The sequence below is a fragment of the Paenibacillus silvae genome (assembly GCF_014639235.1).
GTDB lineage: Bacteria > Bacillota > Bacilli > Paenibacillales > Paenibacillaceae > Paenibacillus > Paenibacillus silvae.
This window is the reverse complement of sequence record NZ_BMFU01000001.1, coordinates 1,288,769-1,311,838: the sequence shown is the minus strand read 5'-3', so window position 1 is coordinate 1,311,838 and position 23,070 is coordinate 1,288,769. Positions and strand designations below refer to the sequence as shown.

Annotated in this window: 20 protein-coding genes and 1 pseudogene; 18 read left to right on the top strand and 3 right to left on the bottom strand. The window is 47.4% G+C overall.

Annotated features, from left to right (window positions below; genetic code table 11):
- Nucleotides 1-201 precede the first annotated feature (201 nt).
- Nucleotides 202-621 (top strand): cysteine metabolism transcriptional regulator CymR, encoded by a 420-nt coding sequence (gene cymR / locus IEW26_RS05880; protein ID WP_111270142.1) that lies wholly within the window; start codon nucleotides 202-204, stop codon nucleotides 619-621.
- Between the two features lie 245 nt (nucleotides 622-866).
- On the opposite strand, the gene IEW26_RS05875 is transcribed toward cymR, so the two are convergent.
- Nucleotides 867-1,262, bottom strand: coding sequence for a hypothetical protein (locus IEW26_RS05875; RefSeq protein WP_188591597.1), 396 nt, complete (start codon nucleotides 1,260-1,262; stop codon nucleotides 867-869).
- Between the two features lie 147 nt (nucleotides 1,263-1,409).
- Between IEW26_RS05875 and IEW26_RS05870 the strand changes: the two genes are divergently transcribed.
- The 15 genes from IEW26_RS05870 (at nucleotide 1,410) to IEW26_RS05800 (ending at nucleotide 18,320) form a co-directional block, all read left to right on the top strand.
- A complete protein-coding gene (locus IEW26_RS05870; protein ID WP_188591596.1) occupies nucleotides 1,410-2,561 on the top strand; it encodes a cysteine desulfurase family protein in 1,152 nt (383 codons plus the stop codon).
- Between the two features lie 164 nt (nucleotides 2,562-2,725).
- Nucleotides 2,726-3,247 carry a PRC-barrel domain-containing protein gene (locus IEW26_RS05865; protein WP_111270139.1) on the top strand — a complete coding sequence of 174 codons (522 nt, stop codon included), beginning with the start codon at nucleotides 2,726-2,728 and terminating at the stop codon, nucleotides 3,245-3,247.
- A gap of 10 nt (nucleotides 3,248-3,257) precedes the next feature.
- Nucleotides 3,258-3,467 (top strand): YrzR-like zinc ribbon domain, encoded by a 210-nt coding sequence (locus IEW26_RS05860; protein WP_090915543.1) that lies wholly within the window; start codon nucleotides 3,258-3,260, stop codon nucleotides 3,465-3,467.
- A gap of 319 nt (nucleotides 3,468-3,786) precedes the next feature.
- A complete protein-coding gene (locus IEW26_RS05855) occupies nucleotides 3,787-4,854 on the top strand; it encodes an AI-2E family transporter (RefSeq protein ID WP_111270138.1) in 1,068 nt (355 codons plus the stop codon).
- A gap of 470 nt (nucleotides 4,855-5,324) precedes the next feature.
- Nucleotides 5,325-7,946 (top strand): alanine--tRNA ligase, encoded by a 2,622-nt coding sequence (alaS, locus tag IEW26_RS05850; protein WP_188591595.1) that lies wholly within the window; start codon nucleotides 5,325-5,327, stop codon nucleotides 7,944-7,946.
- Nucleotides 7,947-8,075: 129 nt separating this feature from the next.
- Nucleotides 8,076-8,336: an IreB family regulatory phosphoprotein gene (locus IEW26_RS05845; RefSeq protein WP_090915537.1), complete on the top strand. Its 261-nt coding sequence runs from the start codon at nucleotides 8,076-8,078 to the stop codon at nucleotides 8,334-8,336.
- A 125-nt stretch (nucleotides 8,337-8,461) separates the two neighbouring features.
- Nucleotides 8,462-8,878 carry a Holliday junction resolvase RuvX gene (ruvX, locus tag IEW26_RS05840; protein WP_188591707.1) on the top strand — a complete coding sequence of 139 codons (417 nt, stop codon included), beginning with the start codon at nucleotides 8,462-8,464 and terminating at the stop codon, nucleotides 8,876-8,878.
- 12 nt (nucleotides 8,879-8,890) lie between these two features.
- On the top strand, nucleotides 8,891-9,190 hold the full coding sequence (locus IEW26_RS05835) for a DUF1292 domain-containing protein (RefSeq protein ID WP_090915532.1): 300 nt from the start codon (nucleotides 8,891-8,893) through the stop codon (nucleotides 9,188-9,190).
- Entirely contained in the window at nucleotides 9,191-9,505 is a 315-nt protein-coding gene (locus IEW26_RS05830; protein ID WP_090915530.1) for a DUF1292 domain-containing protein, read from the top strand.
- Nucleotides 9,506-9,580: 75 nt separating this feature from the next.
- Entirely contained in the window at nucleotides 9,581-10,621 is a 1,041-nt protein-coding gene (gene mltG, locus IEW26_RS05825; protein WP_229729672.1) for an endolytic transglycosylase MltG, read from the top strand.
- 14 nt (nucleotides 10,622-10,635) lie between these two features.
- On the top strand, nucleotides 10,636-11,565 hold the full coding sequence (locus tag IEW26_RS05820; protein WP_111270136.1) for a peptidase U32 family protein: 930 nt from the start codon (nucleotides 10,636-10,638) through the stop codon (nucleotides 11,563-11,565).
- A gap of 17 nt (nucleotides 11,566-11,582) precedes the next feature.
- Complete coding sequence (locus IEW26_RS05815) at nucleotides 11,583-12,911, top strand: peptidase U32 family protein (RefSeq protein ID WP_111270135.1); 1,329 nt, start codon at nucleotides 11,583-11,585, stop codon at nucleotides 12,909-12,911.
- Between the two features lie 192 nt (nucleotides 12,912-13,103).
- The gene (locus IEW26_RS05810) at nucleotides 13,104-13,775 is read left to right on the top strand and encodes a pentapeptide repeat-containing protein (RefSeq protein WP_188591705.1); all 672 of its coding nucleotides are present in this window, start codon (nucleotides 13,104-13,106) and stop codon (nucleotides 13,773-13,775) included.
- 322 nt (nucleotides 13,776-14,097) lie between these two features.
- Complete coding sequence (locus tag IEW26_RS05805; RefSeq protein WP_373288422.1) at nucleotides 14,098-16,386, top strand: methyl-accepting chemotaxis protein; 2,289 nt, start codon at nucleotides 14,098-14,100, stop codon at nucleotides 16,384-16,386.
- Between the two features lie 110 nt (nucleotides 16,387-16,496).
- Nucleotides 16,497-18,320 (top strand): peptidoglycan D,D-transpeptidase FtsI family protein, encoded by a 1,824-nt coding sequence (locus tag IEW26_RS05800; protein WP_308423444.1) that lies wholly within the window; start codon nucleotides 16,497-16,499, stop codon nucleotides 18,318-18,320.
- A gap of 21 nt (nucleotides 18,321-18,341) precedes the next feature.
- Here IEW26_RS05800 and IEW26_RS05795 read toward each other — a convergent pair whose 3' ends face one another.
- Entirely contained in the window at nucleotides 18,342-19,490 is a 1,149-nt protein-coding gene (locus IEW26_RS05795; protein WP_188591593.1) for an AI-2E family transporter, read from the bottom strand.
- Between the two features lie 172 nt (nucleotides 19,491-19,662).
- Between IEW26_RS05795 and IEW26_RS30720 the strand changes: the two are divergent.
- Nucleotides 19,663-20,085, top strand: a pseudogene (locus tag IEW26_RS30720) (polysaccharide deacetylase family protein); the annotation flags it as partial.
- Between the two features lie 114 nt (nucleotides 20,086-20,199).
- Nucleotides 20,200-21,066, top strand: a complete 867-nt coding sequence (locus IEW26_RS30715; protein WP_373288433.1) for a YkoP family protein — start codon at nucleotides 20,200-20,202, stop codon at nucleotides 21,064-21,066.
- A 151-nt stretch (nucleotides 21,067-21,217) separates the two neighbouring features.
- On the opposite strand, the gene ilvD is transcribed toward IEW26_RS30715, so the two are convergent.
- The gene (gene ilvD, locus IEW26_RS05785) at nucleotides 21,218-22,903 is read right to left on the bottom strand and encodes a dihydroxy-acid dehydratase (RefSeq protein WP_111270131.1); all 1,686 of its coding nucleotides are present in this window, start codon (nucleotides 22,901-22,903) and stop codon (nucleotides 21,218-21,220) included.
- Between the last annotated feature and the right edge of the window lie 167 nt (nucleotides 22,904-23,070).

The window sequence follows — 23,070 nt, the reverse complement described above, 5'->3', positions numbered from 1 at the left end:
TTTGGATAGTGTCCACTCCAGGCGCACATTTTGTAAAATCGTCAATCTTTCTTTTCCATAACGCATGCAATTATGTTAACATTACTTGAGGGTTATGATCGGAATACGGTGAATTAGAACAGAAGGACCTGTTTCCTGTGTTCCTGCCAGGCGGACTTATGGGTTAGATGATTTTTCTGAAAATTGAAAGAGGTGACTCCTTTGAAAATATCGACAAAAGGCCGTTACGGCCTCACAATTATGATGGAGCTGGCTGCCAGAACTGGCGAAGGCCCTACATCACTTAAAAGCATTGCCGAGCGCAACCAGCTCTCGGAGCATTATCTGGAGCAATTGATCGCACCATTGCGCAATGCCGGATTGGTCAAGAGCATCCGCGGCGCATACGGCGGTTATATTTTGGCAGGTGATGCTGCAACAGTAACTGCGGGAGATGTTATTCGTGTACTTGAAGGACCAATCTCTCCGGTAGACTTTACAGAAGAAGATGACCCGGCAAAGCGTGATCTTTGGCTTCGCATTCGTGACAGCATTGCAGATGTGCTTGATTCAACAACGTTGAAAGATTTAATCAGCTTCGAGGATCAGGATAAAAAAGATAGCTACATGTTCTACATCTAGACCGCGATATGAGTTGATCATCCAGACGACACACTAAAGCCCCCAACAACATGGGGGCTTTAGCCGTGCCAACAGAGATTAAAGTATTCCGTGATTGCTCTGGTGTGGTATCAGCCTTGTTAATTGAATCTTTATGTGAATCTTGGATGAAATATTATATGTACATCAGCATTAAATGAAACAAGGAAAAGCCGCCAGATCACATGCAACTTGATCAATGTTAGAGTGCCAGGCTGTGCATTTGTCTAACGGCTTTTCAATGCCTCAATATCTGCTTCCATACGCAACTGACGGCGGTTTAGTATATCTATACTGTGCTGGTGGGTGTTTAATTCGGAGGTTACTTTACGTTCAAACGTCATTTGAGAAGTCTCCAGGCGTTTGGTGATATCGAGCGTTTCCAGAACAGCTTGCTGAAGTAATGGGATGTTCTTGGTGTGCTCTTCGATGGTACTAAGCCTTTGATCAAACGAATCAAGTCGTTCATCCATATTGTCAAGTCGTTGATCCATTTTGTCGAGCCGTTGCTCCATATGATCCAAACGTTTATCAAACTTATCGAACTGCTTGTCGACCTGATCAAAACGTTTGTCCATCTGCTGCAGCTGATTCAGAATTTGATTAAGGATCGCATCACTCATGCTAATCTCTCCTTTCAAAGTTATATTTTACATTATACACGATGATGCGACAGGTTCACATTTGATTAATTTGTCAATCGGACTTGTTATACCAGACAAAGAAATGCAATGACATAATGAACTTTAACAACCAGTGAGGTGACAGCAATGCAACGTATTTATTTGGATCACGCCGCATCGACCCCTATGCATCCACGAGTCGCTGAAGCGATGATGAAGGTTATGACCGGGCAGTATGGTAATGCATCCAGTATTCATGCTTTTGGACGGGAAGCCAAACGGACTGTCAGTGGAGCGAGAGATGTGATCGCGGCATCCTTGGGCTGCTATCCGGACGAGCTTGTTTTCACAGGTGGCGGCACGGAGAGTGACAATCTGGCAATTTTCGGTGCGGTAGCTGCACGAGCGGATCAAGGAAAACATGTAATTACTACCGTGATTGAACATCATGCCGTGCTGCATTCCTGCAAGGAGCTGGAGCGCCAGGGGTTCGATGTGACTTATCTGGGTGTAGATGAATACGGCCGCATAAGTCTGGAGGAGCTGCGGGAAGCGATTCGTCCAGACACGGTGTTGATTACAATGATGTATGCTAACAATGAAGTTGGCACCATTCAGCCCATTCGTGAGGTTGGGGAAATCGCACGCGAGCATGGAGTTTTGTTTCATACCGATGCGGTTCAGGCACTGGGCAGCCAGCCGATCTCCTGCCGAGACTTGCCTGTAGATCTGATGAGCTTCTCGGCACACAAAATTAACGGGCCTCAAGGTGTCGGTGCCTTGTATGTCAGACGCGGGGTTACCCTGGAGGCAAGATCGCACGGAGGATTGCAAGAACGCAAACGTCGTGCAGGTACGGAGAATATTGCAGGTATCGCAGGATTTGCAGAAGCGCTCAAGATTATAACGGAGGAAGCGGATGCGCATCTTCAGCATGATCTGGAACTGAGAACGCTGTTGCTCGATCAGCTTGCGCTTCATGTTGGAACTGAACATTTTCATGTAAACGGCCATGCAGAGCACGTTCTTCCCAACATTCTCAATATCAGCTTCCCCGAGGTAACTACCGAGACGATGCTGATGAATCTGGATATGGAGGATATTGCCGTGGCAAGCGGCTCGGCCTGTACTTCTGGCTCGCTGGAAGTATCTCATGTGCTGCAAGCGATGAATTTGCCGGAGGCATTTTTACAGTCTGCGATTCGATTTAGCTGGGGTTTGGGTAATACTACAAAAGAAATCATCATAACCGCCGAAAAAATTGGAACCATTCTCGAACGCCTGCGTAATAGACCCTAAGGGGCTCTATATACTTGGAACAGAAGGAGGGGAGAAGTTCCATTTTCATCGGTTGCATAGAAGCGGTGTGATGATCGGCGTCTGATTGCCACTCATCAACTTTGGGCATACCTAGCAGTAACGCCGCGCCTATACAATGTGAAGAAGATGAGGGGGACCCAGCGATGAAGCTTCAGGAAATGATCGGACTTGCCGTTTTTGATGTCGAGGACGGGAAGCAGGTCGGTAAAATCCAGGATTTCATTGTGAATGATGATTGGGAGATTGAAGGCATTGAACTTGAAAACAAAGGCCTGTTTACCAATCATGTCAAAATGGTGCGATGGGAAGACATCGTTGCCTATGGCGAAGATGCCGTCATGATCCGTAATCAACAGGCCGTCCGCAAGACGGGGGCCGACGACATAAAGTACACGTACCTCCTTGGTCGTTCGAAGCTGAAGGAGATGTCCGTGCTCACCGAAGAAGGTTTGCTGCTCGGACGAGTCTCTGATGTTTATTTTGACCAGGAGTTGGGAAATACAATAATAGGGATTGAAATTACGGACGGTTTTGTGTCCGATCTGATCGAGGGCCGTAAATGGCTGCCATGTACAAGTGATATGTCTATCGGAGAAAGTGCCATTATGGTGCCGCCGCTGAGTGAGCAGCGCTTGGAAAATGCCATTCATTCTGTTAACGGATAGGTGAATGAATATGAAATGTCCAAATTGTAGTTCAAAAGATATCGGAAAAATTGGCTCCCATCAGTTTTATTGCTGGGGATGCTTTATTGAATTAACGGTAAACGGTGAGAAAATGTCGGTTTATCAGGTGGAAGAGGACGGCACGTTAAGCTCCCTGGATGATCTTTTCTTTGGAGAAGAGCTGCCGCAAGACTTCCCTCACATCCATGCTTCTTCTTAAATCGCGGCATAACTTCCTCTATATGCGGTTTTTTGACAACACATGTCAATAAAAGCTGTCGCAATTCGGCGGCAGATGGATATAGATGCAGTTACATATGCTCATACGGGACATGTATAATGATATGCTGTACATTTTTGCAAAATGCGCTCATTCTTTAATGAAGGGGCGTTTTTTTGTTTTCGTAAATAAATTTCTATGCGCCTGGCTCACCCGCTTCCCGGATTTAGGTTAATAAAGAATCTCTTTCCTACATATACTGACTTCTAGAGCCAGTCCAACAACCGGATAAAAGAGTCAGTCAAGGGGAGAGATTAAGGTGGAGCAATTAACCAAAAACAAAATGTTTCGTTATGCGATCTGGCTCCTGCTCGGATTGATTATTTTGTATTTTATCTGGCTGCTGCGTCCTTTGTTTTTACATATCTACGGGTTCATCAAAACGGTGCTTGCCCCGTTCATCGTAGCCCTGATTATATCTTATGTGCTGAATCCAATTGTCAGCATGCTGGGTGGACGCAAGGTCCCACGCTCGATCGCGGTGCTGTTAATCTATGCTTTTTTCCTCACCTGCATCGGGGTTATTCTAATGAACGTCATCCCTGTGCTGATCGAGCAGCTTGAGGAATTAAACGAGCACATGCCGGAATTATCGATGCGCGCTCAAAGCCTGATGAATAGCATGGACCACAAATTAATGCCGCCGAGCATACGCTCAGGCATGAACAGCTGGTTTTTTCAGATGGAGGATCGGCTCACTCAAGGCATTACCGTGCTGATGGACAATATCGGAGCGACCATTAATGTGCTTTTTAACGTCTTTATTGTGCCATTTCTTATTTTCTATATGTTAAAAGATTTTGATGTGTTTGAACGCACGATCGTGGCTTATCTGCCGCGTTCTCGCCGTAAGGCGATTGTTTCGGTTATGAAGGAAATCGATACCGCTCTCGGCAACTATATTCGGGGCCAATTTATCGTTTGTATAATCGTTGGCATCTTTGCGTACATCGGATATATTGTGATTGATATGCCCTATGCTCTGCTTCTGGCAAGCATCGTGGCTGTGTTCAACATCGTGCCTTACCTGGGACCTTTTCTGGGGGCAGCACCTGCGGTGGTGATGGCTTCAACGGTTTCTTTCAAAATGGTCCTGCTGGTTATTGGCGTGAATACACTCTGCCAAGTGCTGGAAAGCAACGTTGTTTCGCCCCAGGTGGTGGGCCGTACCCTGCATCTGCACCCGCTGTCCATTATTTTTGCCCTGCTGGTTGGGGGCGAGCTGGCGGGCATTGTGGGACTCATATTGGCAGTGCCTGTTTTTGCCGTACTCAAGGTCATTGTGCAGCACTTTTTCGCTTATTATATTAAACGGAAAACGGAATGAGCTCAGAGGATGGCAGAACGAGTGAAATGTCTGCGATTCGTCTATCCGGCGCGTTGACACTGGCTGACTCTGTCGATATAATGAGGGTGTATGTTTACAAAATAAAATCGATGATGAAATGAAGTATGCCGAGGGTTCCTTTTCTCAGAGAATAGACTTCTTTGAATTCAGACATGTTCTGAGTTCGCTGGCTGGAAAAGTCTTGAAAGTTGAAGCGGCAGAAAGCTGATTTCGGAGTGCAGGACAACCCTGCCGGGCGCGACCGTTATTCGCATTAACGAGGAGATTGTTCATTCACCCGCCTAGAATGGGTCAAGAACAATAACCAGGGTGGTACCGCGATAACATCGTCCCTGATTTATTCAGGGGCGTTTTTTGTGTTTATTTTTACACATGTGTTATCCGGAATTCATGTTAACCAACCGAAGCGAAACCGCTGCGGAACTTATAATTTGATGGGGGCAACCAGTATGAAAGCTAGTGAAATTCGTTCCAAATGGATTGAGTTTTTTGCAAGTAAAGGTCACAAAATTGAACCAAGTGCATCGCTTGTGCCGCACAACGATCCTTCGTTGCTGTGGATCAATGCAGGTATGGCGCCGCTCAAGCCGTACTTTGACGGACGGGAGAAGCCGGAGAATCCACGCCTGGCCAACTCTCAAAAATGTATTCGTACAAACGATATCGAAAATGTCGGCAAAACACGTCGTCACCATACGTTTTTCGAAATGCTTGGTAACTTCTCCATTGGAGATTATTTCAAGGAAGAAACGATTACCTGGGCTTGGGAATTTCTAACGAGCAAAGAATGGATCGGATTTGATCCGGATCGTCTGTCCGTTACCGTTTATCCGGAAGATGAGGAAGCATTCAAGCTGTGGAATGAAAAAATCGGATTGCCTGCAGAACGGATCATCAAGCTGGATGAAAACTTCTGGGATATCGGCGAAGGCCCATGCGGACCTTGTACCGAAATCTTCTATGACCGCGGCGAAGCCTACGGTAGTGACATGAATGATCCAGAGATGTATCCGGGTGGAGAAAACGAGCGTTACCTGGAAGTGTGGAACCTTGTATTCTCGCAATTTAATCATAACAAGGACGGCAGCTATACACCGCTTCCGAACAAAAACATTGATACAGGCGCGGGCTTGGAGCGCTTTGCTTCCATTCTGCAAAATGTAGATTCCAACTTTGATACAGACCTGTTCCAACCGATGATTCAAAAAACAGCTGCGCTTGCAGGTGTAAAATATAACGATAGTGTCGAGATTGACGTTGCACTCAAAGTGATTGCCGATCATATTCGTACGGTGGCGTTTGCTGTAGGTGATGGCGTACTGCCAAGCAATGAAGGCCGTGGGTACGTTATCCGCCGTTTGCTGCGCCGAGCTGTTCGTTACGGTAAAGTGCTGGGGCTGGATCGTCCGTTCCTGTATGAACTGACAACAACCGTTGGTGAAGTCATGGGCATGTACTATCCGGAAGTGGTGGACAAGCAGGAGTTTATTGCCAAAGTGATCAAAACCGAGGAAGAGCGTTTCCATGAAACGTTGTCCGATGGACTTGCAATTCTGGCTGATATCAGCGAGACAGCAAAATCCGAAGGGCGTACGGTGATTAGTGGACCAGAAGCGTTCAAGCTTTATGATACGTATGGATTCCCGTTTGACCTGACAGAAGATTATGCAGCTGAACATGGTCTGACGGTAGATCGCGAAGGCTTTGATGCATCGATGCAGGAGCAGCGCGATCGTGCGCGTGCAGGACGCCAGGAGAACGAAAGCATGAAGGTTCAGGGCGGACCTCTGGCCGACCTGGAGGTTAAAAGCGAGTTTGTTGGATATACTGACCTGTTGACGGAAGCAAAAGTGGTAGCCATTGTTGCGGGAGATGCTTTTGCAGACGCTGTAGGCGAGGGACAAACCGCTCAGGTTATTCTGGACAGAACACCTTTCTATGCGGAAAGCGGCGGTCAAGTCAGTGACCAGGGCTTGCTTCGCAGTGCAAGTGCTGTAGCAAAGGTTCAAGGTCTGTTTAAAGCTCCGCAAGGGCAGCATGTGCACATGGTAACGATTGAGTCTGGTGAGCTTTGTGTGGGGGATGTTATTCAAGCCGAAGTGGATGCAACCAAACGCGGCGACATTATCAAAAACCATACGGCAACCCACTTGCTGCATAAAGCGTTGAAAGATGTGCTGGGCACGCATGTGAATCAGGCTGGTTCCCTGGTGGAACCGCAGCGTCTGCGTTTTGACTTCTCTCACTTCGGCAGCATTACGCCGGAAGAGCTGACGGAGATCGAGCGTCAAGTAAACGAGCAGATCTGGAATCGCCTGAACGTGAACATCGAGCTGAAAGGCATTGATGAAGCGAAGGCTATGGGCGCTATGGCCCTGTTTGGAGAAAAATACGGTGATATCGTGCGCGTTGTTCAGATTGGAGATTACAGTTTGGAACTTTGTGGCGGCTGTCACGTAAATAATACTTCAGAGATCGGAATCTTCAAACTGGTGAGCGAGAGCGGAATAGGCTCTGGCGTACGCCGGATTGAAGCTGTAACAGGTCGAGGTGCTTATCTGTATGTGGAAAGTCAGCTTGAACTGCTCAAGCAGTCCGCAGCGCTGCTTAAAGCGAATGTAACTGATGTGCCTAAGCGGATTGAAGGTCTGAATCAGCAGCTGAAAGAAGCGGCAAGAGAGACTGAATCTTTGCAAAGCAAACTCAGTGCAATGGAAGCGGGTCAGCTTACGGATCAAGTCGTACAAGCAGGTAATACACAAGTGCTGGCAGCACGCGTGGATGCACCGAATATGGATGCACTGCGTACCGTTGCCGATGAACTGAAAGTAAAATTGCCTGATGCTGTGCTTGTATTGGGTGCGCCAGCAGACGGTAAAGTGAATTTTGTTGTTGCGGTGCCTGCCGAGCAGGTGAAACAAGGTCTGCATGCGGGCAAAATTGTCAAGGAAGTTGCGGCTGTATGCGGCGGCGGTGGCGGTGGACGTCCCGATATGGCACAGGCCGGAGGCAAGGACGCAAGTAAGCTGGATGAAGCGCTGAAACTGGCCGTTTCGATCGTTAGCCAGTAAAGGACAAGCAAAAAACACAATTGCCTTATCCTTTGTGTACTTGTGGCAGTCAGAATATGTTATTATATAAACAGAAATCAATTCGGCAGGACATGGTCCCCATGTTCATGCAGGAGCGAGGTGTCATCAATGGACTCCATGGATAAGACGGTTAAATTTAATGTGAAAGGTGATGAGCAGGAGGCATCTTCACAAGAGATTCTTCTCACGGTATATGACGCGCTGGTCGATAAAGAGTATAATCCCATTAACCAGATCGTTGGATATTTGATATCTGGCGACCCCGCGTACATTCCGCGTCACAACAACGCACGCAGTCTGGTCCGGAAAAAGGAGCGCGACGAGCTGATTGAAGAGCTGGTACGTTCCTATCTGGCCAATCACCGGTAATATACGCCGCTTTCGTTGATCTGCAGCCATGCAGAACAACGAACAATGAACCGACAGAAGACAGACTGAAGTCTGAGCAGGCGATGAGCTATCGCTTTGCACAGGCCTTAGGATGGGAGAGCATGATGAAAAAATTAGGTTTGGACTACGGGGACCGCAGAATCGGAGTTGCCGTGAGTGACGCCTTCGGTTGGACTGCCCAGGGATTGGAAGTACTTGAACGCCGCCGGGATGAAGGTGAGTTCGCGCGAATTGCTGAATTGGTGCAAGAGCACGAAATCAGCGAGATTGTAGTTGGACTCCCCAAGAACATGAACGGTACCGTAGGACCGCGCGGTGAACTATGCATTGCGTTTGCTGACCGCCTACGGGGCGAGCTGAATTTACCTGTTCACCTTTGGGATGAACGGCTGACAACGATGGCAGCCGAACGTACGCTGATCGAAGCGGATGTCAGCCGCAAAAAACGCAAACAGGTTGTGGACAAAATGGCCGCCAGCCTGATTTTGCAAAATTATTTGGATGCCAATAGTACAAGGTGAGGGGGATCAACAATGGCTGAAGATCAACTGGGTATGGAAGAAGAAGCCGAGATCATTTACATTGCAGATGATGAAGGTAATGAAGAGGAATTTGAAGTCATCATGAAATTCGAAGTAGACGGTTCGGAGGCCAAGTATATGATGGTTGCTCCGGTTGAACCTGAAGATGGCGAGACGGATGTATATGCATTCCGTTATGAGGAAGACGGCGACGATATCAAACTTTTCGTGATCCAAGATGATGCCGAGTGGGATATTGTCGAGGAGACCTTTAATACATTTCTTGCTGAAGATGAAGAGGAAGCGAACTAAATGACGGAATATAATCGCAAAGACCTGAAATGGACAGATTCGCTGCGTCTGGCATTCGGTGCTCATGTGGAGCTCGAGGAAGAGAACGGTAAATCACATCCGTATGAACTGCTCGCTGAATTTGAAGTACATGGGCAGCAGTACGCGGTGCTCCGCAGTTCATTGCGTCCGTATGACGAAGTTGAGCTGCTGCGGGTTGTACCTGGCAGTGAAGACCAGATCATGCCGGAATTAGTTACGATTGATGATGACGACGAGTGGGAGAGCATCTCGGAGCTTTATGACGAGTGCACTCTCCCGATTGACGAGGATTAATCAGCTTCAAATTGAGAAAACCGGAAGGGCGGAGCAGTCCGCTCTTTTTGGTTGTGTAAAGGAGTTGCATCTCTGTTGAAAGGCAAAGTCATATGGAGACTGCTGTTGGTGTTGCTGATTCTGGCCGCGGGAGCTGCCGGATTTATATGGAGCATGATGCGTCCGGTCGAAGCTTCTTCCCAGCCTGTCGTGTTTGAGATCAAAAGCGGATCGGGAACTTCCCGGATTGCGGATCAGCTTCAGCAAGAAGGACTAATACGAAACAGTCTGGTATTTAAAGGATATTTGAAGTGGAACAAACTTGGCGGTAAATTTATGGCCGGAAAGTACTCCATGAATCCAGGCGTAACGTATGATGAAATTATTCATAAATTGAACAGCGGTGATGTCGTTCCCGAGGAGATGGTGAAGTTCACCATACCGGAAGGATACACCGTTTTGCAGATGGCGGACAAGCTTTCGGCAGAGGGCATTGTGGATAAAAAGGAATTCCTCAAGCTGGCGAATGAACCATCCGCCTTTGATGGGGAGATCATGAAAAGCATACCAGTAGACGAGGAACTGCGATATGCACTCGAAGGTTACTTGTTCCCGGAAACGTACGAAATGAAAAAAGGCAGCACAACGCATGATGTGATGCAGCGAATGCTGGAAGAATTCGAGACGAGAGTTAACTCTATTCCTGATTTGCAGGCCAAGCTTGAGGAGAAAAAGCTTTCACTGCATGAATTGTTGACTATTGCATCGCTTGTGGAACGAGAAGTTGTTGTAGACAAAGAGCGGGCATTGGTATCAGGCGTAATCTATAATCGGATTAAAGACGACATGAAGCTGGAGATTGATGCAACGGTGCAGTATTTGCTGGATAAACCGAAGGCAAGGCTGCTGTTCAAGGATCTGAAGGTGCAAAGTCCGTATAATACGTATTTGAACAAAGGTTTGCCGCCAGGTCCGATTGCCAGTCCGAGTCTTGCGTCCATCAACGCCGCGTTGAACCCGGAAGCTTCGGAATATCTGTTCTATGTAACGAAAAAGGATGGTACCTCAGGGCATCTCTTTGCCAAGACATACAAGGAACATCAGCAAAATATAGCCAAAAGTAAGGCTGCGCAATAAGCGGAGGGGATTAGATGAGTAAGAAACATGAGTTGCTTGTGACGGCGGCTAATGTAAAAGAGGCAGAAGCGCTGCTTCAGGCCGGAGCAGACGCTTTGTTAATTGGAGATGACCGCTTTGGCATGCGCCTGCCGGGCAGCTTCAGTATGGAAGAAACCGCAGAGGTCGCAGCTTTGGCTGCGAAGCATAATGCTCAGGTTATTGTGTCTATGAACAATCTGATGTCCAATGAACTGCTGAAAGAATTGCCTGAATATGTGCAGGCTTTGGGCCAGATTGGCGTGCACGCAGTTGAGTTTAATGACCCGTCCGTACTGGCTGCGATCAAGGAGCATGCTCCGCATATCCGTTTGCACTGGAACGCAGAGATGACGTCCACGAACTATGCCACAGCAAATTATTGGGGAACCAAAGGGGCTAGCCGGGTTGTGCTTGCCCGTGAGCTGAATATGGACGAGATCACGGAGATGGTTCCATTTTTAAACGTGGAAGCGCAGGTGCAGGTTCATGGGATGACCAATATTTATCACTCCAAGCGCAGTCTGGTGCAAAGTTACATGGCTCACCAGGGGCGTCCGGTAGAAGGGCATCTCGGCAAGGAACGTGGCTTGTTTCTGATTGAAGCGGAGCGGCGGGATGAGAAATTCCCGATTTATGAGGATATGAACGGAACCCATATTATGAGCTCTGAGGATATCTGCATTCTGGAGGATCTTCATCTGATGATGGAGGCAGGTGTGCACAGCTTCAAGGTTGAGGGGCTGCTGAAACCTCTTGCTTATAATGAAGCCGTGGTTAGAGCGTATCGTAAGGCTATCGACATGTATGAAGCTGACCCGGAATCGTATGAATATGACGAGCGGTGGCTGAAGGAAGTTCGTGAACTGCAGGATCCTGAGCGGGAATTGTCGTTTGGATTTTTCTACAAAGAACAAGTGTATTAATCGAAGAGGTGAACAAGATGGAAACAGTGGCGGTCAAGCGGAAGTTCTCCGGTAAACGTAACCGTCTGGATAAACCGGAGCTGCTGGCTCCGGCGGGAAATCTGGAAAAATTAAAATTCGCGATTCACTATGGTGCAGATGCTGTATATATCGGCGGACAGGCGTATGGACTTCGTTCCAATGCGGACAACTTCAGCTTTGAAGAAATGCGTGAAGGTGTGGAGTTTGCGAAAAAGTATGGTGCCAAAGTGTTCGTCGCAACGAATATTTATGCCCATAACGAAGATGTGGCAGGCATTGAAGCGTACCTGCAGAACCTGTATGATGCAGGCATCTCCGCTGTTATCGTTGCTGATCCGGCGATTATCGAGGTAGCATTGCGTGCCGTACCAGGTCTTGAAGTGCACCTTAGCACACAGCAGTCTACATTGAACTGGCAGGCTGTGAAGTTCTGGAAGGACGAAGGACTGCCACGTGTGGTGCTGGGCCGTGAAACAAGCTTTGAAGAGATTGAAGAGATCAAAAATCATGTGGATATCGAGATCGAAGCTTTCATTCATGGTGCGATGTGTTCCTCGTATTCAGGACGCTGTGTGTTGTCGAACCATTTTACAGACCGGGATTCCAACCGCGGAGGCTGCTGCCAGTCCTGCCGCTGGAAATATGATCTCTTCGAGGACGCAAGAGAGGGTACGGTCTGGGTAAGTGAAGAGGACATGCAGATGAAGGCTCCCGCACCGTTCAAGCTGGGTGAAAATCAGTTGCCTCTATTCCAGGAGCAAGATAACGCCTTCTCTATGGGTTCGAAGGACCTGTGCATGATCGGGCACATTCCTGAATTGATTGATGTCGGTGTTGACAGCTTCAAGATTGAAGGCCGCATGAAATCCATTCACTATGTTGCAACAGTGGTCAATGTATATCGTCAGGCTATTGATTCATATATGGCCGATCCTGAAAATTATGTGCTGAAACCCGAGTGGGTGGAAGAGATGAATAAGGCGGCGAACCGTCCGCTGAATACCGGATTCTTCTACGACACGCCTGATCACGAAGATCACATCTATGAGCCGGAAGAGAAAGCCGTGCCTTACGACTTTGCCGGTCTCGTTATGGATTATGATGCAGCTACAGGCATGGCAACGATTCAACAGCGGAACCACTTCAAACCGGGACAGGAGATTGAATTTTTCGGTCCAAACGGTACGTTTTTCAAACAGGTGGTTGGCGAAATTCAGGATGAAGAGGGCAATGTGCTCGATGCTGCTCGCCATCCGTTACAGCTGGTGAAAATGAAAGTGGATCAGCCAGTGTCTTACTTTGATATGATGAGAAAAAAGAAGTAAATTATATACCTGCTTCTTGTATAAGTTGAACTGTTCATTTACACGTGAACGGAGAGGACGGAAAAAACCTGAAAAAGCGGAGCGGTCGCCTTTATCACCGGATTTTTCCTTTAGCAAAAGGGAATCGAAAAAATCTGGGGATTACAGCGATTGGAAGGTTGTTCTGTCATCGGAGTGGATTGGGTGATCGGAATGAGAAGTCTGGAGTCTGGAATGTCCGTAGACAACGGGTTATTTTCGGATATGGTCAGATATGAACACGAAACGATTAGCGGGACGACGATTACAAACTCGAATGTTGGTTCACCGATATTTTGGGGCTGTAACCTGCATCAGCTTGTGTTTGATACCTGTGATCTTACGAATGCGAGATTTTTTGACGGTTGTACAATGGATCATTGTACATTTATTCGTTCCGACTTGCGCTCTGTTGGCATGGCCAAAGACGAAGCTGTTTTCACCAACTGTGAATTCTCCTCCTGTGATATGAGAGGCATGACCTTAGAAAATGCTACCTTTATCGACTGTTCTTTTGTTAAATGCAGATTCAATGATCGGATTTTACAAGTGGCGAAAATCGTCAATTGTTCCTTTACTGGCAAGCTGGTGGATATTACGTTTGAGGGAAACGGCAGACAAAAACTAATCGCCAAGATATCCGCACGTGTCAAAAAGGCTTTGAAGGAGATCGAAGATGACCTTATACTGTCTGACGACGATCGCAAAATACTGAGTCGAAGCTTGCGCAAGCTTGACTCTATGGAACAATACATGTTTAACACGGCGTATATGAAGAAAATATATGGTGAGTTTTTTGTTGAGCGATTTTTCAGTAGTCTGGGGGTAGGGGAAGCTTCGTCTTAAGAAAGAATGAATGCTAACCGATTGCACTGGATGGCTGAATGAACGTTTGCGGCAAGTAGATAAATGTACCCATTAATCCACCTACAGTACTAAAGGATCACAAAAAGGCATCTCCCAATCACCGCAATAAAGGTGAAGGAGATGCTTTTTTTGAAAATAAACCTCCCTATATCGGTAAATGGGTCTCATTTTTTTATAGAAAAATAGGAAAAAAGTTGTAATATATTTCCGAGGAATTGGAGGGAAAGAGGGAATGCTGTCGAATACTACATATTTATAGGGGAGAGATAAAAAATCTAACAAGAAAATTAGTGGCAGGTGAATGGGATTGGTTCAAAAGAAGGATAAAGACAGTGGGGAACAGTTTACACAGCCCGAACAGGCTAAGCCTGATAAGACACAGAAGGTAAAGAAAGCTAAACCGGTCAAAATCAAAAAAGAAGGAGGCAATAAAAAGCCTTTCAAGATTGATTTTAGTAAAATCCGGCTTAATCGGCTTAAGACAGATTGGGTGAAAAAACAGCTGAAAAATCGGGATTGGAAAGGGCTCGGAGGAACTTCGTTTAGACAGATCAGAAAGGTGAATCCAGCCAAGTCTGTAGGGGTTAAGCTATTTTTGATCTTTTTTGCAGCAATTATGATTGTGGTTGTGAGTTTAGGTCTATTGTCCTATTCGAAAGCTAAAAATACGATTGAGGCCAATGCATCCAGAGCAAATCAGGAAACCATTGATCAAACCAAACAGAAGCTTGATATCATTCTGGAGAGATTTGTGGATACGTCTACTCAGATTTTCTTTGATCCAGAAATGCAAAGTCTGCTTCAAAAAATGTCAGATCCAAATCTGACTGCCTATGATACCTTTGTGAATACGAGCTCAATCAATAAACAGTTATCAAATGTTGCATTTACAAATAAATCCATGGAAGCGATTTATCTTGTGCCTACAGATGAATCCAAATCGGTGATGGGCACAGGGAATAGCAGTTCTTCCATGGGAAGCATACGTCAGGAACCCTGGTACAGTGATCTTATTTCGCAAGGCGGATACCGTTGGCTGCCTACAGAGCAGAAGACAGACGGATCATCACCAACTTTCCGAATTGCACGTTCCATGAAGAACCTGCAAGGTACGACGCAGTCCTACGTGCTGATCATTGAGCTGAAGCTGGAGGTACTGGAGGAGCAATTGAAATCATTGGATCTGGGACCTGGTGCAGTCCTTCAATTAATTGCTCCTGATAATCGGGTGGTCGCTTCCACCGTTGCGGATCATACTGGTAAAGAGACGGATCTAACCTTTGTCAAAGATTTAACGGAAACAGCCGGAAGTACGAATGCCGAATATGATGTAGATGGTAAAGCAACCAACATGCTGGCTGTATACAGTACGATGGATACATCCGCCTGGAAGCTCATCGGTTTGATTCCGACTTCCATGCTGGTTAAGGACGCAAAGGGTATTTTGACACTGACCCTGTGGATGGCACTTGTAGATGCTGCTATTGCCGTATTAATTGGTGTATGGATGGTTCGCATGATTGCACGTCCACTCAGCAAATTGAAAGATTTGATGCAGGAGGGTGCGAAGGGTAATCTGAAAGTAAGGACCCCATTCGCTTCCAAAGACGAGATTGGGCAGTTATCCGCTGCATTTAATACGATGATGGAGCAGATTACGAATCTGGTAGAGCAAACCAATCGTACTGCGCAGGAAGTGCTGGATACAGCCGCAGAACTGAGCAACGCATCCAAGAAAACAGCGGTATCTGCATCTGAGATCGCTGTAGCGACAGAAGAAATTGCGGGTGGTGCAGGCAGTCTGGCGACAGAAGCAGAGAGAGGCAATGAATTGACGGACAACATTTCTCGCCAGATGGAAAGTGTCATTGCTGCCAATGAGGAAATGGGCGATTCAGCTCGCCATGTGGAGAAGTCCAGTCAGACGGGAACACAACATTTGAATCAGCTGATGACCAAAACACAGAAAACCGAGGAAATGATCGGTTCATTGATGAGGAAAGTGGATTCCCTGAAAGAAAGCACATCCTCTGTCCTGAAAGTGCTGGATGTTATGCAAAATATTACGAAACAAACGAACATTTTGTCTCTGAATGCAACCATTGAAGCGGCACGTGCAGGAGCAGCAGGTCGTGGATTCATGGTTGTAGCGGATGAAGTTCGTCAGCTTGCAGCCCAATCCAGACAGTCCATTGATATGGTCGGCGAGATTACGGACAAAATTATGACAGAGATGAATGAAACGGTTTCGGCCCTGTCTGATGCCTACCCGTTATTCAAGGAACAGATGGATGCGGTGAAGGATACCAATGTGATCTTTGCTTCTGTACAGGAGCAGATGGGTGCATTCGTCGAACGTCTTGGTATGGTTACAGGCTCCATTGGAGAACTGAGTAAATCTCAGGCTACATTGTCTGAAGCGATGAGTAATGTCAGCGCGGTTGCTGAAGAGTCCTCGGCCACTTCTGAGGAAGTTGCTTCATTGAGCAGTGAACAGCAAAATATCAGTAACCAGCTAGTAAGCCTGTCTGGCAAGCTGGAAAGTGTATCCAATGAATTGAAAGAGACATTGTCACGTTTCACCATATAAAATGTTTATCGGACCTGTCCCTGATCGGGACAGGTTTTCTTTTATTTTTCCGGATAATTCCAACCAGGTTAACGGATAATAGTTGAAAACGGCAAGGGTGGAATATACACGTGCAATTGCAGCTTGGATGGAAGCGCCGCATCGCGATTCTTTGCGCGGGCTTGACACTCATTTTTACAATGCTCGCACTAAGACTTGGGTGGATTCAGATGGTGCAGGTGAACCGGGTGATGCCAGGATATCAACGAACGCTCCGTGAGATGTCTGTGCTGCAGCGTGAACGAGGTGTGATGCTTGATTCGGGCCGAGGGCAGTTTACGGATCATCATGGACGCGCATTAACCGGCAGACTTGAATGGGGGCTTGTTTTTTTTCCAGAACAGCACAAATTGGACTCGAATTCGAAGGCGGACAAACATAAGAGGCAGTTCAAGCTTGAACAATTGGCGTCAATACTAAATAGCCAGACAGATTCACTCAAAGCGGAGTGGCAGCGGGAGCAGACTCCTCATTTCTGGACTGGAGGCGGGTCAGAGCCCATTCGGCTAAATGAAATGCAGCGGGAACGCATACATGAGCTGCAGATCGATGGAATTGATGTCTATCCGGTTATGGTGAGGTACCCCCACAAAGCAAGCGGCAGTCAATGGTTGGGATACTTGAATGAACAACCAGCCGTATCCGGAGGGTCAGATAGCCACCGGGATGAGGTGAAGCAGCCATATGCAATGAAATCTGGAGCTGCCGGGCTGGAGAGAACGCTGGAGCCTTTATTAAGGGGGATCGGTCCGACTTTGGTATCGCGGATGGTAGGGGGAAATGGGCAGATTATTTCGGAAATGCAGCCACGAGTTATCGCACCTGCAAATAAATACTATCCTTTAATGGTGGAAACGACAATCGATGCCGGGGTACAGCAAGCCATTGAGGACCTTACGCAGTCTTCCGGGATGCAGGAAGGTGCAGTCGTTGTGCTGGATGCAATGAACGCAGATGTACGTGCCATGGTCTCACGCCCTTTTTACGATCCACAGCATGTGGACCCCGAGAACTCGTCCTCCTGGGGAAATCGAGCTATCCAGGCAGCAGTACCGGGCTCTATTTTCAAAATAGTAACTGCAGCCGCCGCACTGGAGAATCGAGTTGTTTCCCGGAATGAACAGTTCCACTGTGAAGGCAATTACGGAAAATATGGTCTTTCCTGCTGGAAGCAGCATGGACATGGGGAACTGAATCTGGAGCAGGGCTTTGCCGAGTCCTGCAACATTGTTTTTGCTGAAACGGCCCGCAGACTGCAAATGGAGCAGTTGGAACAGACTGCGGACCGCCTGGGTCTTGCACGTGCTGTAGGCTGGCAGGAGCAGCATGTTGCGGGCATGCCTGTGTTAAAACATTTTGACCACGAAGAGCCGGGGCGTATTCGAACACCCGCTGTCAAGTCTGACGATGAAGGAGCCAGAATTCAGACAGCCATTGGACAGCGGGACGTTCTGGTTACTCCATTGCAGGCGGCAAACCTGGTGGTGACACTGCTGCATGAGGGTCAAGTGACTGCTCCCCGACTTGTACAGCGTATCCGGTATGCGGACGGAGGCACAATGCTGGAGATGCCATTACATGTATCTCCATCGGCAGCAGGAAAAATATCTCCGGCTACCGCACATCAATTAGTAAGCTGGATGCATACCGTTGTCCGTCAAGGCACAGGAAAATCCCTGCAGCACGCAAGATGGCATGTTGCAGGGAAGTCAGGTACGGCTCAGGTAATGCAGAAGGGTGCACCTAAAAACCATCAATGGTTTATCGGATACGGCCCCATCGAAGAGCCTAAATATGCTGTTGCCGTGCTCGTGCAGAACGTCTCTCCAAGCAGTTCTCATCAGGCCACAGCTTTATTCGGCAAGGTGATGGACTACTTGGCAAGCCCGAAGTGAGCCGGGGACTCCTGCTTGAGTTTACTCTTCACCCGTTTTCCTGGAAGAGACCGGCTCAGGCGAGTCCATCACGAGAGGTGAGGAGTCGAATTCGTCCTGCGGCAGATGAATCCATTTTTGCAAGTAACCTTGCTGAAGCAGTTCTTTTAATAAAATCAGAAGCACAGGAGAAAGTACAACCCCTGCCAGTCCAAAGATCGAGAGAGAAATCAGCATAAAGGAAAGCATCAGGTAAGCAGAAGAGACACCAATCGAATTGCCCGAAATTTTAGGCTCAAGCAATTGGCGAGTCAGCATCGTTACGGCCAGAATGACAATCAGACCGATGGCAAGCACGCTGTCACCCACAATAAGTAAATAAATAATCCATGGAATGAATATGACAGGCACACCGAGCAGCGGTACCAGGTCAAAGATGGCACAGACGGCTGCGATTGTAAAAGCGTTGGAGGTTCCCAGGATCAGCAGTCCTGCATATATCAATACGAATGTAATAAGCATCATAATGATCTGTGCTTTGATGTAGGAACGAATGGTCTTGAACACATGGGTGCGCATAAAATCGTTAGCCGTTTTTAATGTCTTTGGCATTTTGGCACGAGCGAACTTGCGCCAGGATTCAATCTCGATGCTGAGAAAAAAGGCGAGAATGATCGCAATCCCGAAGTTGGTTATAAAGGAAGAGAATGAGCTGAGAAAACCGATGATAAACTGTGCTCCGCTCGTAACCCATTTGGACAGAAAACCGGACAGGGTAGCGAAATATTCATTGATTTTATCCAGTATGCCCTCAGGAAGGGCATCTGACTTGTCCTGTATAAGCAGTACCAGATTGGTGAATTCACGCTGGATTAACTCAACATATCCCGGGAAGTTGACCTGAAGATCGGAAATTTGCGAGACGATGAAGAAACCAACGCCAAAGAAGCCGGCAGTGATCAGTCCGAGAAATAACAAGAGAGAAATAGTCGTGCCCAGCACTTTGGGCAGCCCTTTGCGATGCAAAAAACGGGCTAATGGTTCAATCATCCAGAATACAATAAAGGAAAGGAAAACGGGTGCAGCGATGTGATACAATTTACTAAAAGTGAACATGATAACGTACACGGTTAACACGAGCAGAGCGATATCAAAAACGGTACGCCCGTATTTTTTATACAGCGGCAGCATGGACATAGACTCCTTTACAGGTAGAAATTAGACTGTATTTATTGTACATGATAGCGCTGTTTTGGGGAAACAGCATTTATGTAATTTGATAATTATGATAAAATTAAAGGCGGTTTATTTTAGATAGTGCCTATGGGCCGTAAAATAGCAGGAGAAGTGGGGAATCAACATCATGACAACGATGCTTCAGAGTATTTTACTGTGGTTATTGTATCTGTCCTCTTTTTACGCTTTTATTCCAAGTCTGATTAGCAGACTTTTTGGTTTTCGTGTATTTAGAAGGGGAAATAGCGATACAGCCTATGCTTTAACATTTGATGACGGACCAGATCCGCAATATACACCTCGTTTGCTTGATTTGCTGCGAGAGCATGACGTCAAGGCCACCTTTTTTGTTGTGGGAGAGCATGCGGAGAGTCACCCGGAATTGATCAGACGTATACATGCAGAAGGTCATCTCATCGGTATTCATAATTATATTCATAAAACTAACTGGTTGATGCGTCCGCGAACGGTACGGGATCAGATCGAAAGAACGGGTCAGATTATTGAAGAGATTACAGGTGAGAGAACCTGCTATTATCGTCCGCCATGGGGCATTATGAACCTGTTTGATTTTTTCAGCAAAAAGGATCGTAAAATCATTCTGTGGTCCGCCATGTTTGAGGACTGGAAATGCAACGTAGGTGCTGAGAGGTTGACGGAACGCATGCTTCGGAAGTTGAAGGGCGGAGAGGTATTTCTGCTGCATGATCGGGGCACAACATTGGGAGCAGATGCAGAAGCGCCAGAGCAGATGCTTGGAGCGCTGGCAACCGTGCTTCAGGAAGCGAAGCGCCGCGGGTTAACCAGTGTTCGAGTGGATACGCTGATGTATGGTGACCGAGCAGCTGCCCTTGTAAGTCAAAACGAGACACAAATCAAACTAAAGCTGTGGAAACGTGCTGTGGTTGCTTTATGGTTAGGTTGGGAGAAGCTGTTTCACTGGGTATACCATCTGAGAACGGCTTCCCCGGAAGATCCAATGCTGCATTTCCGTTCCAGGGTATACCACGGTGCAAGGGTAGAGATGGGGCAAGGATATGTTATGCAGAACGGAGATCCGATGATTGAGCTGCATTTTGATAATCAGAAATTATATGAGCTCGGAGTAACCTCACGTTCAAGCATGCATCTGGCGATTCGTATGATTCGTACGATGGAACAGCAGCTGCCTGATCTGGCTGAGCTTGTTGCAGCCGATCCTGAGCTGCGCTCAGCGAAAGCCATCTACGGTGTGAGTATGATTAATCGTGGACCCGAGAAGTTTGGATTTACGATTCAGGAACTGCCCCCAGGGCCATTCAGCATGGCCTCCAGGTTATATCTGAAGCTGCTGCTTAGTGTTATTCATCCGGCAGGCACAGAGCGCTTGAAGCAGCGTACAGATCAATTGGTGCCTAAAATGATTGTAATGCCGGTGGAGGAACTGCTGAGGCGCTACGGACAGCACCATAAACTTGCTGCTGCTTCGACTGAGGATAGGCGAGACGAGTCCATTCTGCTCGAAAATGAAATTTTGCCAGAACGAAACTAGGCAACGAACTGAAATGAAATCACACGAAATTATTTAAAATACAGGCCAAGGACTTATTATGCTGTGGTACAAAAAGGATGCGCTCTGCCACACTGGCTGAGCGCATCCTTTTTGTATTTCAAGTTATATTTAGTGTTTGTATGATTGCAGATTAAATTTTCAGTACGCCACCGTTGCTTGCGTTGGTTACAAGCTTGGAGTAGCGAGCGAGCAAGCCGGTTTTTACTTTTGGCTCGAAGCCTTTCCAGTTCGCGCGGCGACGTTCAAACTCCTCATCGCTGACGTGCAGCTCGATGATTCGATTGTTGAGATCCAGCTCGATGATATCTCCTTCTTCAACAAAGGCAATCGGACCGCCTTCCGCAGCTTCGGGAGAGATATGACCGATACTGATGCCGCGGGATGCGCCGGAGAAACGTCCATCAGTGATCAGACCTACTTTTGCACCGAGACCCATTCCTACGATCTGTGAAGTCGGGGCGAGCATTTCAGGCATACCTGGACCGCCTTTTGGCCCTTCATAACGAATGACGACAACATGTCCTTCTTTTACTTTGCCGTTAGCAATGCCCTCAAGTGCTTGCTCCTGGGAGTCAAAGCAGATCGCAGGACCTTTGTGGTATCCGCCAACAGAAGGATCAACCGCACCTACCTTGATGATCGCGCCCTCTGGTGCAAGGTTACCGAACAGTACAGCCAGTCCGCCTTTTTCGGAGTGAGGATTGTCCAGTTTGTGGATTACGTTGGTGTCTTTGATTTCCTGGCCTTCCACGTTCTCACGGATGGTTTTACCTGTAACCGTAATACAGTCTGCATGAATTGCACCTGGTTTCTTGAGCAACTCGTTGAGTACTGCGCTTACGCCACCTGCATTGTGAACGTCCTCGATGTGCAGGTCGGAAGCAGGAGCAAGTTTTGCCAGATGCGGAACACGGTTAGCGACTTCATTGATCCGCTCGATTGGATATTCGATGCCAGCTTCATGAGCAAGAGCCAGCGTGTGCAGTACAGTATTTGTAGAACCGCCCATCGCCATATCCAGTGCAAACGCATTGTCGATCGCTTCTACAGTTACGATATCACGTGGTTTCAGATCCAGCTTGATCAATTCCATTAATTGCTTAGCGGATTGTCTAACAAAATCACGGCGCTCTGGAGCAACAGCCAAAATTGTTCCGTTACCCGGCAACGCCAGGCCCATCGCTTCTGCGAGGCAGTTCATGGAGTTAGCTGTAAACATACCGGAGCAGGAGCCGCAAGTCGGACAACCAAATTGCTCAAGCTCAAGCAAGCTTTTATCATCAATTTTACCAGCCTGGAATGCACCTACGCCTTCGAATACGGACGTGAGGGAGAGGGCTTTACCGTTGCTGTCACGGCCTGCCTTCATCGGGCCACCACTTACAAATACGGTAGGGATGTTGCAGCGCAGTGCGCCCATCATCATACCAGGAGTGATTTTGTCACAGTTCGGGATACAAACCATGCCATCGAACCAGTGTGCAGACACAACCGTCTCTACCGAATCCGCGATGATGTCACGGCTTGGCAGGGAGTAACGCATACCGATGTGGCCCATCGCAATCCCGTCATCTACCCCGATGGTGTTGAACTCAAACGGAACGCCGCCGGCTTCGCGAATGGCATCTTTAACAATTTTACCGAATTCCTGCAGGTGCACGTGACCAGGCACAATATCAATGTAAGAGTTACATACCGCAATAAACGGCTTGCCGAAATCCTCTTCTTTAACGCCCGCTGCACGGAGCAAACTCCGGTGTGGTGCGCGGTCAAAACCTTTTTTGATCATATCGGATCGCATCTTATTGGCTGACATGGTGTATTCCCCCCAAATATATAATATTGAGCAGCATGAATGGAAAAATAAATGGCAGTGCATCTGTCGTTTAATTTCATCCGTACTCTAAAAAAACAGACCGGTTATTCCGGTTCCAGGACTTCCGTAGTTTGTGCATTCTCTGTTGCTTTAAACCCGTGAACACC